We start from the raw sequence: 11,454 nt of genomic DNA, 5'->3' as shown, positions 1-11,454 counted from the left end.
AGCTATCTTCATTGGCGCTGTCGATTTCGTCTCGACGGACCTCAAACGGACGGCGACTGTCAGCGACGTGACGCTCGCGTGGATCGGAGCCAACGGGGTGGCGGACTGACTGATGGCCGCCCCTTACCCTTTCTTTGCAGCTGATCGAACCGCGGCCCGGCTCTTGGATATGAAGCTGGGCGAGTTTCGCGAGGCGGTCGAAGCCGGTCTGCTTCCTCCCCCGGTGGACGTAGCCGGCAGAGAGCGGTGGGTCGTCGAGCAACTGACGGCCATCGGCCGCGGCGAAGGCCGGATCGAGGCGCGAGGTCTGGACCTGTGAGACGGCAGCGCAAGCCACACGTGGTAGAGAAGAAGGGCCACCTGTACTATCGGCTTCGCTGGACTGAAGGCGGCAAACGCCGCGAGCGCTACCTGCCCCTGCCGGCCGTTGAGGATAGCCCCGAGTTTGATCGGGAGTATTGGGCGATCCACCTCCGCAAGAGCGAACAGCTAGTCGCCGCGCCCCGAACCAGTTGGGAAAACCTCATTCGCTCCTATCGCGCGAGCCGCAAGTACCGTAGTTTGGCGCATCGCACCCGCAGCAAGTACGACGCAGTGATCGAGGCTCTGCGCGAGAAGAATGGGGCCCGTGATGTGCGAAAGCTCACCCGGCCCCAAATCCGCGAGGTGCACGAAAAGTACGCGGATACTCCTCGTAAGGCTGACCACTATCTTCAGGTTATCCGGCTGTTGTTGAACTTCGCAAAGAACGAATTGGATTGGATCGAAAACAACCCAGCCGAGGGAATCGAATTGTTCGGCCCCCAGAAGAGCTGGGAGCCGTGGTCCCAGGAGGCGCAGGCGGCGTTTGTCCGCGCCTGCGAGGCCCTTGGGGACGACCTGGTGCTAACCGCCTATCATCTAGGTGTGGGCACCGGCCAGCGGCCTGGTGACCTCTGTGGTATGCGGTGGGATCACTTCGACGGCGAGAGTATGGCAGTCGTGCAAGACAAGACCGATGAACGGCTATGGATCTACTGCCCACAAGATCTTCTCGCCCACCTTCGGAACACCCCCAAGCGGGGCCACTTTATCCTGGCAAAGAACTTGGCCGAACCGTTGGGCTATGATGCCCTCGAAAGGCGGTTCCGGAAGGTCCGGGCAGCCGCAGGCGATGTCTGCAGCGGGCTCGTCATGCACGGCTGGCGATACACAGCCGCTGTCGCCCTCGCCGACGCCGGTTGTAGCGATGCTGAAATCCAAGCGGTGACCGGCCACAAGACCATGCAAATGGTGCTGAAGTACCGCCGGCAGGCCGATCAAAAGAGGCTCAGCAAGCAAGCGCAGAATCGCCGGAACAGAACAAAAACGAAACCCGAATGGGGGAACGGCCGGGGGAACTCCAAATGAACTGGAATGGTCAAAAACCTGCTAAGTCATTGGTACCCAAGGCCGGACTCGAACCGGCACGGTATCACTACCGGGGGATTTTGAATCCCCTGCGTCTACCATTCCGCCACTTGGGCAACGTCCCGGGGTTCTACCCAACAGTTGCATCAAGGACAATAGCAGAACTGTCGCTGGCGTCGGGCCATGCGATTTGCTACCGGAAGGCCATTGGCCCTTCCCGCGCCGTTGACCGAGGACCCCAGACCATGACCGCGACCGCCACCGCACCGGACGATCTTGCGATCTCGGACCGGCTTGACCAGCTGGTGGCCCGCGCCGGCGGGGAAAAGGTGACGCTGGGCTGGATCCTCGAACAGCTCCATGAGCGCGCCTTCGGCCTGTTCCTGCTGATCCTCGCCCTGCCCTGCTGCATCCCGTTCCTCTACGGTGTGCCGCAGATCGTGGCCCTGCCGCTGATGTTCATATCGGTGCAGGTATTGATCGGCCGGCGCGTGCCGTGGCTGCCGCGCAAACTGGCCGCGCGCGATGTCTCGGCCGAGGGGTTGCGCGGGTTGTCGCGGCGGGCGCGCCCGTGGCTACGGCGGATCGAGGCGGTCAGCCGCCCGCGCCTCGGCCTCCTGACCCGCGCGCCGCTTGATCGCCTCGTGGGCGTGGCGCTGGTCCTGTTCAGCGCCTCGATCCTCGTGCCCCTGCCCGGCACCAACACGGTGCCCGGCTTTGCCGTTGTGCTGGTGGCGATGGGGCTGTTGCAGCGCGATGGCATTCTTGTCCTGATCGGCGCCGTGCTGGGCACGGCATGGATCGGGACGCTGCTGTTTGCCGGTGCGACGCTGGCCAGTGTGATCAGAACATGGCTCGGCCTTTGATACCGCGACCACGGCAGGAGACGTCCAGATGACACCCCACCGCCTTTCCCGACCCACAACCGATCGAGGCAACCGTGACACGTAACTCGCTTGTGATACTGGCCGCCGGCGGCTCCCTCGCGCTTCTGCTGGGCGCGCTGGCCTTCCAGCACCTGGGCGGGCTCGCGCCCTGCAAGATGTGCATCTGGCAGCGCTGGCCGCATGGCGTGGCTATCGCGATTGGCGTGGTGGCCCTCTTCCTGCCGGGGCGGGTTCTGCCGCTGCTGGGCGGCCTCGCCGCGCTGACCACCGCCGGGATCGGTGCCTATCACACCGGTGTCGAGCGCGGCTGGTGGCAGGGGCCGTCGACCTGCACCTCCTCCTCGGCTGCGGATGTCTCGACCGACGAGCTGTTCGACCAGATCATGAACGCCCCGCTCGTCCGCTGCGACGAGGTGCCGTGGGAGATGCTTGGCCTGTCGATGGCAAGCTGGAACATGCTGGCCTCGCTGGCGCTGGCGGTGATCTGGGTGATGGCGGCGCGGCGCGCTTGACCTTTGGCGCGCGGGGGCCGTAGCGTTCCCGCAACCGTCAGCAGAAGGGCCAGCGCGTGCGAAATCTCGATCCCGTCCACTATACCTCTCCCGACATTCACGCGGGCGATATCAGCCATATCTTCTCGAGCACGTGGCAGTTGCTCGGCCCGGCCTCGCGGCTGGCCCAGCGGGGCGATTACATCGCCGCAGAGATCGCTGGCCAGAAGGTCTTCGTGATCCGCACCCGCGATGGTCTGCGTGCCTTCCGCAACGTCTGCCGCCACCGCGGCGCGCGGCTTCTGCCCGAGGGCAACGGCCGCTGTGCCACCATCCGCTGCCCCTATCACCAGTGGGTGTGGGGCGAGGACGGCTCGCTTCTGAACGTGCCGTGGTGGGGCGACGACCCGGATTTCGAGAAATCCGACTGGGCGCTCGACATGGTGGAGTTCGATATCTGGCGCGGGCTGCTCTTCGTCGCCATCGAGCCGACACAACCGCTGACCGCGCAGCTTGGCGCCATCATCCCCGAGCTTCAGGACGAGCCGATCGAAAGCTTCACCTGGATGCACGAAGAGCGGCTGGTCTTCGACGCCAACTGGAAGATCTACACCGACAATTTCGTCGAGGGTTACCACATCCCCGGCATCCACCCGGCCTTTCACAGCGCGATCGAGTTCGACCGGTTCGAAACCACCGCCCATGACGGCATGGTGCGGATGACCGCCCCGCCGCGCGAGGGGCTGTTCTATCGCGGCAAATGGCTGTGGATGTGGCCGAACTGGACGCTCTCGCTGTTCTCGGGCGGCATGAACACCTCGCGTATCAACCCGCTGGATCACCGCCGGACCGAGCTGATCTACAACTTCTATTTCGAGGATACCTCGCCCGAGGGTCGCGCCGCGCGGGAGAAGACCATCGCCGACAACCTCGCCGTGGTGCGCGAGGATTTCGAGGTGTGCCTCGAAACCCAGAAGAATTACGAAAGCGGCGGCTACCGTGCCGGGCCGCTTTCGCCCCGGCACGAGCAGGGCGTGGCCTATTTCCAGAAGAAGCTGGTCGAGGCGGCGGGGGGCTGACCCCTGCTCCTCAGCTTGCCGCTTTGCGTGTCGAAAGCAGCAGGCTGGTTTCGGAATGGGCGATCCCGTCGAACCGGCGGATGCGGGCCAGTACGTCATCGAACTCCTCCAGCGTGGCGGTGCCGATCTCGACGATAAGGTCCCACCGCCCGTTGGTCGTGTGGGTGGCACGCACCGCCGACAGGCCGTTCAACTGCCGCAGGATTCGGTCGGTGCCGCGCCCCTCGATGCCGATCATCATCAACCCGCGCACCGGGTCGCGCGCCGCATCGCCCTTGAGCACGACGGTAAAGCCCACGATATCGCCAGAGCGGCGCAGCTTCTCGATGCGGCCGCGCACCGTGGTGCGTGAAACGCCGAGGGTGAGCGCCAGGTCGGACAGAGACGCCCGGGCATCATGCCGGAGCGCCGAGATCAGGCGCTGATCCACTTCATCCATTTTGCAGCTCCGAGCCTCCGTTCCGGTCAATGCAGCCCCGAATAGTGCAAAATGCCGGGTTCAGTTCAACCCGAATTGAGCAGACCCTGCGCTCAAGCGGACATTCCTGACAGACGAGACGGTGATGACTGAACTGACCTGTATCCTGATCGGCGCGCCGGTCGATTGCGGCAAGGCACGGCGCGGCTGCCTGATGGGGCCGGACGCCTACCGCGTGGCCGGGCTGACGGAGGCGCTCGAAGGGCTGGGGCACACGGTGCAGGACGCGGGCAACCTGCGCCCGCGCCCGGCCGCGACGCCAAAAGACTTGCCCGGGCATCTGCACGAGCCGGCGGAAACCATCGGCTGGACCGAGGCGCTGGCCGGCGCTGCAGAGGCGGCGATGCAGGAAGGCCTGCCGATCTTCCTGGGCGGCGATCACGCCCTGTCGCTCGGCTCGGTCGCCGGCGTGGCGATGGACGCCGCACGCCGGGACCGGCCGCAATTCGTGCTCTGGCTGGATGCCCACAGCGATTACCACACGCCCATGTCCACCGCCTCGGGCAACCTGCACGGCACGCCGCTGGGCTATGTCACGGGGCGTGACGGGTTTCACGGCTTTCCGGAGGTCACGGCGCCAGTGCCGGAGGAGAATATCTGCATCCTCGGCCTGCGCTCGGTCGACGCGGCGGAGCGCGAGGTGCTGCAGGCCAGCCGCATCCGCTATACCGACATGCGCGCCATCGACGAGGCCGGCATCGCGCGGCCGCTGGAAGCGTTTCTCGGTGACGTGGCCAAGGCGGGCGGCGCGCTGCATGTCTCGCTCGACGTCGATTTCCTCGATCCCTCCTTCGCCCCCGCCGTCGGCACCACCGTGCCCGGCGGCGCCACGATTCGCGAGGCGCACCTGGTGATGGAGATGATCTGCGACAGCGGGCTGATGACCTCGCTCGACCTCGTGGAACTCAACCCCTTCCTCGACGACCGCGGCCGCACGGCGCAGGTGATGGTCGATCTCACCGCCTCGGCGCTCGGCCGCCGGGTCTTCGACCGCCCGACCCATTCCTTCTCCTACGAAAGAGCCGCCTCATGACCACCCTGCCCCCCTCCGACAAGGCGCTGGTGCCCTTCGTCAGCGTCGAGAACATGATGAGACTGGTCCACCATATCGGCATCGAGGAGATGCTGACCGGACTAGCGGGCTATATCGAGGACGATTTCAAGCGGTGGGAGCTGTTCGACAAGACCCCGCGCGTGGCCAGCCATTCGGCCGAGGGGGTGATCGAGCTGATGCCGACCTCGGATGGCGAGGTATACGGCTTCAAATACGTCAACGGCCATCCGAAGAACACCAAGGCCGGGCTGCAGACGGTGACGGCCTTCGGCCTTCTGGCGGATGTCAGCAATGGCTATCCCGTGCTCTTGTCGGAGATGACGGTGCTGACCGCGCTCAGGACGGCGGCAACCTCGGCGCTGGTGGCCCGCTACCTCGCCCCCAAGGGCGCCGACACGATGGCGATGATCGGTGCCGGGGCGCAGTCGGAATTCCAGAGCATGGCGATGAAGGCCATCTGCGGGCTGAAAAGCGTGCGGCTCTACGATATCGACCCGGCGGCCACCGAGAAGGCCGCGCGCAACCTGCAAGGTTTGGGCCTGACCGTTGTCGCCTGTCAGAGCGCCGAAGAGGCCATGGAGGGCGCGCAGATCATCACCACCTGCACCGCCGACAAGCAATATGCCACCATCCTGACCGACAACATGGTCGGCAGCGGCGTGCATATCAACGCGATCGGCGGGGATTGCCCGGGCAAGACGGAACTGGCCCCGGGGGTGCTGCACCGCTCCTCGATCTTCGTGGAATACCCCGAGCAGACCCGGATCGAGGGCGAGATCCAGCAACTGGCCCCCGACCACCCGGTGACAGAGCTGTGGCGGGTGATGAACGGCGAGGCGCAGGGCCGCACCAGCGCCCAGCAGATCACCCTCTTCGACAGCGTCGGCTTCGCCATCGAGGATTTCAGCGCGCTGCGCTACATCCGCGATCATATCGGCGGCACCGACTATTTTCTCGAGCTCGACCTTCTGGCCGACCCGGACGACCCGCGCGACCTGTTCGGGATGTTGCAGCGCGCCGGCGCTTGAGCTCTAGGGCGTCATGGCGGGCCGTCAGCCAATCGCCTTGAGGTACTGGTAGAGAAACGCGCGCAGGTCGCCCTTCGCCTGCCCCAGCCCGCCTTTCTTCGCGGTGTAAAGCACCTCCTGCCGCCGCAACTTGCGGCTGACCCCGGCGCTGACCTGGCCCTCGTGGATCCGGTTGGCGACCAGCGTGTCGGGCAGGATCACCGGCGCACCGAAGGCCGAATGACAGGCGTGGTACATGTCCGCGTCCATCAGCCATTGCAAATTCTCGTCGAACCAGAGGTCGTGCCCGGCCTCCAGCGCCAGGACGGAGGGGCTGGAGATCGTGTTGAACCCCCAGCGGATCCGGTCGTGCCAGCGCGGCACCATCGGGCGTTCCAGCGTCTCGCCGTCGCGGGTGACGGCGGAGCCCATCAGCACCCATTTGCAGGCACGCGCCTGAAACGCATCGAAAACCTGCTGCAAGGCAATGTCATCACACAGGAAATCATCCTGGAACAGGATCTTCAGGATGCGGCCCCCGGCGTGGCGCATGGCATTGTTCGTGTTGGCCGAGGCCTGCCGCTTGCCCTCGCGATAGGCCACCCGGCGGAGGGTCAGCCGGTCGGCGTAGGCGGCACAGGCCTCGGCCACGCCGGGCCCGTCGGACTGGTCGGATACCACGACCTCGAAATCCTTGAAGGTCTGCCGCGCGAGCCGGTCGAAGGATTGGCCCAGGTAATCGCCCCCGGCGCCACCCATGTCATAGGCGGGGATACAGACGCTGATGGCGGGCGCGGTGCTCATGCCGGTGTCTGTGCCCCAGCCGCGCCTACCCCCGCAACAGAAAAACGGGGGGCCAAGGCCCCCCGGTTCAAGTTTCGCCACTCAGGCTCGATATTTGTACCGCCCGGTTTTCTGCCTGCGGCCTGAGTGCCGTCAAGGAGCGAGCGCACCCGCTCCATGTCGGTTCGGGAAAAGGCTTGGCAGCATCCCCCCTTTGTTTCGGCGGGGTGCGGACCGGTCGGCTCGGCCCTGCCACCCCTTCACGCCCGGTGGGGCGCGATCTTGTCCCCTCAGCTACACCCGCTCGTTGAGCCGCAGGTGTTGCACTTCATGCAGGTGCCGTTGCGCACCAGCGTGTAGTTGCCGCAATCGCCACAGGCCTCGCCCTCGTAGCCCTGCATCCGCGCCTTGGTGGCCGCGTTCATGCCGACAGCTCCGGACGCCACGGCCGTGGTCGTGGTGGCCGTGGCCTGCGCCGTTTCCGGCACCAGCGTCTTCAGCGTGGCGGAGGGATCGGCCGCGCCGTCAAGCGCCGTGGCCCCCATCGCCTGACCGCCGTTGAACACCACCAGCTCCTGCGGCAGCCGCTTGCGAAGATAGCCGGTCGAGCTGATCTGCTTGAGCACTTCCAGCGACTTGTTGGCGGCATCATCGCTCATCTCCGAGATGTTCGAGACACCCTCTTCCTCGCCCCGGCCAAGGTCGTCGAAGGACGCGCCCTGCGGTTTGACATGGGCGAGGTCGGTCCGGTCGAGATAGCTGACCGCCAGTTCGCGGAAGATGTAGTCGAGGATCGACGTGGCGTTCTTGATCGAGTCGTTGCCCTGCACCATGCCCGCCGGTTCGAACTTGGTGAAGGTGAAGGCGTCGACGAACTCCTCGAGCGGCACGCCGTATTGCAGGCCGACCGACACCGCGATGGCGAAGTTGTTCATCATCGCCCGGAACCCGGCGCCTTCCTTGTGCATGTCGATGAAGATCTCGCCAAGCGAACCGTCGCCGTATTCCCCGGTGCGAAGATAGACCTTGTGGCCGCCGACCATCGCCTTCTGGGTATAGCCCTTGCGACGGTCGGGCATCTTCTCGCGATGGGTGCGAACGATTTCCTTGACCACCACCTTCTCGACGATCTTCTCGGCCAGAACCTGCGCCTTTTCCTGCGGGCTGCCGCTTTCCAGAACCTCCTGCGCGTCCTCGTCATCCTCGACGAGGGCCGAGGCCAGCGGCTGGCTGAGCTTCGAGCCGTCGCGGTAGAGCGCGTTGGCCTTGACGCCCATGGTCCAGCTCCGCTCGTAAGCCTGTTGGCAGTCCTCGATGGTGGCGTCGTTGGGCATGTTGATCGTTTTCGAGATCGCGCCCGAGATGAAGCTCTGCGCCGCCGCCATCATGTCGATATGGCTGTTGACCGACAGGAAGCGCTTGCCCTTCTTGCCGCAGGCGTTCGCGCAGTCGAAGACCGAATAGTGCTCGGGCTTCAAGTGCGGCGCGCCCTCCAGCGTCATCGTCCCGCAGACATGGTCGTTGGCGGCTTCGATCTCGGCCTTGGAATAGCCCAGGTGCGCCAGCATGTCGAAGGTCGGGTCGTTCAGCTTGGCGGCCGGGATGCCCAGCACGCGGGTGCAGAACTCCTCGCCCAGCGTCCACTGGTTGAAGACGAAGCGGATGTCGAAGGCCTGCCCCACGGCATTGTCGACCTTCTCAAGCTCCGCGGCGCCAAAGCCGTGTCCGGCGAGCGACGTGTGGTTCACACCCGGCGCGTTGCCGATGGTGCCGTGACCCACGGCGTAGCTGACGATCTCCTCGATCTGGGCCGAGCCATAGCCCAGCTTCTCCAGCGCCGCGGGAACGGAGCGGTTGATGATCTTGAAGTAACCGCCGCCCGCTAGCTTCTTGAACTTCACCAGCGCGAAGTCGGGCTCGATGCCGGTGGTATCGCAATCCATCACCAGCCCGATCGTGCCGGTGGGCGCGATGACGGTGGCCTGCGCGTTGCGGTAGCCGTGCTGCTCGCCCAGTTCCAGGGCCTCGTCCCAGCACGCCTTGGCCAGATCGACAAGCCGCGCGTCGGGGCAGCCGTCGTGGTCGAGCGGCACGGGCTTGATGGCCAGGCTCTCGTACCCGTCGGTGGCGCCATGGGCGGCGTTGCGGTGATTGCGGATCACCCGCAGCATGTGCCCGGCGTTGCGCTCATAGGCCGGGAAGGCCCCCAGCTCACCCGCCATCTCGGCCGAGGTGGCATAGGCCACGCCGGTCATGATCGCCGTGAGCGCACCGCACAGGGCGCGGCCCTCGGTCGAATCGTAGCCGTAGCCCATGTTCATCAACAGCCCGCCGATATTGGCATAGCCAAGGCCGAGCGTCCGGGTGTCATAGGAGTTCTGGGCTATTTCCTTCGACGGGAACTGTGCCATCAGAACCGAGATTTCCAGCGTCACCGTCCAGAGCCGGGTGGCGTGGACATAGGCATCGGCGTCGAACTGGCCGTCACGGAAGAAGGACAGCAGGTTCATCGAGGCCAGGTTGCAGGCCGTATCGTCGAGGAACATGTATTCCGAGCACGGGTTCGAACCGCGGATCTCGCCGTCTTCCGGGCAGGTGTGCCAGGAATTGATCGTGTCGTGGAACTGGATGCCGGGATCGGCACAGGCCCAGGCTGCGTGGCCCACGTCTTCCCACAGGTCGCGCGCCTTGATCGTCTTGGCGACCTTGCCGTCGGTGCGGTTGATCAGTGCCCAGTCGGCATCGTCCTCGACCGCCTTGAGAAACGCGTCGGTCACCCGGATGGAGTTGTTGGAGTTTTGTCCGGAGACCGACGCGTAGGCTTCACTGTCCCAGTCGGTGTCGTAGGTCGGGAACTCGATGCTGTCGTAACCTTGCCGCGCGTAATCCAGCACGCGCTTGACATAGGTTTCGGGGATCGAGGCTTTCTTCGCGCCCCGGATCGCCTCTTTCAGCTGATCGTTCTTCTTGGGGTCGACCGCGTCTTCCGCGCTGCCGTCCCAGCCGCGGATGGCGGCGAAGATGTCGTTCAGCCTAGCTTCGTGCATCTTGGACCCGGCCACGATGGAAGCGACCTTCTGCTCCTCGCGCACCTTCCAGTTGATGAACTCCTCGATATCGGGGTGGTCCGCGTCGCAGATCACCATCTTGGCGGCGCGGCGCGTGGTGCCGCCCGACTTGATGGCGCCGGCGGCGCGGTCCCCGATTTTGAGGAAGCCCATCAGGCCGCTTGACTTGCCGCCACCCGAAAGGGCTTCCCCCTCGGCACGCAGGGAGGAGAAGTTCGTGCCGGTGCCCGAGCCGTACTTGAAGAGCCGGGCTTCACGCACCCACAGATCCATGATGCCACCGTCGCCCACCAGGTCGTCGGCGACGGACTGGATGAAGCAGGCATGGGGTTGCGGGTGCTCGTAGGCGCTGCTCGATTTGGTCAGATCGCCCGTCTTGAAGTCGACATAGTAGTGGCCCTGGCTGGGGCCGTCGATGCCATAGGCCCAGTGCAGGCCGGTGTTGAACCATTGCGGGGAGTTGGGCGCCGCCATCTGGCGCGCCAGCATGAAACGCATCTCGTCGTAATAGGCGCGGGCGTCCTCCTCGGTCGAGAAATAGCCGCCCTTCCAGCCCCAGTAGGCCCAGGCGCCCGCCAGCCGGTCGAAGACCTGCTTGGCCGAGGTCTCGCCGGTCCGCTCGGTCTTGTCCGACGCTGCCACGGAGCGCCAGAGGAACTCGGGCACGCCCTTTTCCTTGACCTTCTTGAGCTCGACCGGAACGCCGGCCTTGCGGAAATATTTCTGCGCGATCACGTCGCTGGCGACCTGGCTCCAGCGGGCGGGCACTTCGACCTCGTCCAGCCGGAACACGGTGGTGCCATCGGGATTGCGGATCTCCGAACTCGTGGTGACGAATTCGAGCTCCGCGTATGCGTCTTGACCTGCCTTGGTGAATTTGCGTTCAATTTTCATTGCTGCCCCGTGACTTCAGCATTGCGTTTGTGGTGGCGCCGGATCAGCCTGATGAACCGGGCCTGTCGTGCGGGTGTTCAGGCAGTAAGGGACAGCGCTGCGGCCTGTGCGCGAGCCGCATGACTTGGTGTTTGGGCCTGGGGCCCTCTGTAACCTAGATAGATCGTCCCTACCGCTTCTCGCCGCCACTATATCTTGTGGCTTAACGATCCGCCTACACAAAGTGGCGTATCAGCCCATAGGGGGTCAACGGGTTTTTTTCCGCATCCCCGGCAAAAAATCGTTGATTAATCTGCCCGTTTCGAATCCGGCCGGATGGGCGGG

At 65.0% G+C, this 11,454-nt stretch carries 10 protein-coding genes and 1 tRNA gene; 7 read left to right on the top strand and 4 right to left on the bottom strand.

Annotation, left to right across the window (positions count from 1 at the left end; genetic code table 11):
- Window positions 1-169: 169 nt before the first annotated feature.
- Window positions 170-319: a hypothetical protein gene (locus RLN94_RS17260; RefSeq protein WP_350117534.1), complete on the top strand. Its 150-nt coding sequence runs from the start codon at window positions 170-172 to the stop codon at window positions 317-319.
- A gap of 20 nt (window positions 320-339) precedes the next feature.
- Window positions 340-1,389, top strand: a complete 1,050-nt coding sequence (locus tag RLN94_RS17255; protein WP_350117533.1) for a site-specific integrase — start codon at window positions 340-342, stop codon at window positions 1,387-1,389.
- A 30-nt stretch (window positions 1,390-1,419) separates the two neighbouring features.
- On the opposite strand, the gene RLN94_RS17250 is transcribed toward RLN94_RS17255, so the two are convergent.
- Window positions 1,420-1,505: transfer RNA gene (locus RLN94_RS17250), tRNA-Leu, on the bottom strand.
- Between the two features lie 129 nt (window positions 1,506-1,634).
- On the opposite strand from RLN94_RS17250, the gene RLN94_RS17245 reads away from it, so the two are divergent.
- The 3 genes from RLN94_RS17245 (at window position 1,635) to RLN94_RS17235 (ending at window position 3,846) form a co-directional block, all read left to right on the top strand.
- Window positions 1,635-2,255 carry an exopolysaccharide biosynthesis protein gene (locus RLN94_RS17245; RefSeq protein WP_350117532.1) on the top strand — a complete coding sequence of 207 codons (621 nt, stop codon included), beginning with the start codon at window positions 1,635-1,637 and terminating at the stop codon, window positions 2,253-2,255.
- Between the two features lie 74 nt (window positions 2,256-2,329).
- Window positions 2,330-2,788 carry a disulfide bond formation protein B gene (locus RLN94_RS17240; protein ID WP_350117531.1) on the top strand — a complete coding sequence of 153 codons (459 nt, stop codon included), beginning with the start codon at window positions 2,330-2,332 and terminating at the stop codon, window positions 2,786-2,788.
- Window positions 2,789-2,844: 56 nt separating this feature from the next.
- The gene (locus RLN94_RS17235) at window positions 2,845-3,846 is read left to right on the top strand and encodes an aromatic ring-hydroxylating oxygenase subunit alpha (RefSeq protein ID WP_350117530.1); all 1,002 of its coding nucleotides are present in this window, start codon (window positions 2,845-2,847) and stop codon (window positions 3,844-3,846) included.
- Window positions 3,847-3,856: 10 nt separating this feature from the next.
- Here the strand turns inward: RLN94_RS17235 and RLN94_RS17230 are convergent, their stop codons facing one another.
- The gene (locus tag RLN94_RS17230) at window positions 3,857-4,285 is read right to left on the bottom strand and encodes an Lrp/AsnC family transcriptional regulator (RefSeq protein ID WP_350117529.1); all 429 of its coding nucleotides are present in this window, start codon (window positions 4,283-4,285) and stop codon (window positions 3,857-3,859) included.
- A 124-nt stretch (window positions 4,286-4,409) separates the two neighbouring features.
- Between RLN94_RS17230 and rocF the strand changes: the two genes are divergently transcribed.
- Both rocF and ocd read left to right on the top strand, forming a co-directional pair.
- The gene (gene rocF, locus RLN94_RS17225) at window positions 4,410-5,357 is read left to right on the top strand and encodes an arginase (RefSeq protein WP_350117528.1); all 948 of its coding nucleotides are present in this window, start codon (window positions 4,410-4,412) and stop codon (window positions 5,355-5,357) included.
- Window positions 5,354-6,406, top strand: coding sequence for an ornithine cyclodeaminase (gene ocd / locus RLN94_RS17220; RefSeq protein WP_350117527.1), 1,053 nt, complete (start codon window positions 5,354-5,356; stop codon window positions 6,404-6,406). Before rocF ends, ocd begins: the two co-directional genes overlap by 4 nt.
- Window positions 6,407-6,430: 24 nt before the next feature.
- On the opposite strand, the gene RLN94_RS17215 is transcribed toward ocd, so the two are convergent.
- Together RLN94_RS17215 and RLN94_RS17210 are read right to left on the bottom strand one after the other, a co-directional pair.
- Window positions 6,431-7,189 (bottom strand): glycosyltransferase family 2 protein, encoded by a 759-nt coding sequence (locus tag RLN94_RS17215; protein ID WP_350117526.1) that lies wholly within the window; start codon window positions 7,187-7,189, stop codon window positions 6,431-6,433.
- 269 nt (window positions 7,190-7,458) lie between these two features.
- On the bottom strand, window positions 7,459-11,130 hold the full coding sequence (locus RLN94_RS17210; protein WP_350158657.1) for a vitamin B12-dependent ribonucleotide reductase: 3,672 nt from the start codon (window positions 11,128-11,130) through the stop codon (window positions 7,459-7,461).
- Window positions 11,131-11,454: the final 324 nt, after the last annotated feature.

It is taken from the genome of Roseovarius sp., assembly GCF_040223625.1.
In the GTDB taxonomy this organism is placed as follows: Bacteria; Pseudomonadota; Alphaproteobacteria; order Rhodobacterales; family Rhodobacteraceae; genus Roseovarius.
This window is presented reverse-complemented; position numbering and strand designations above follow the sequence as displayed.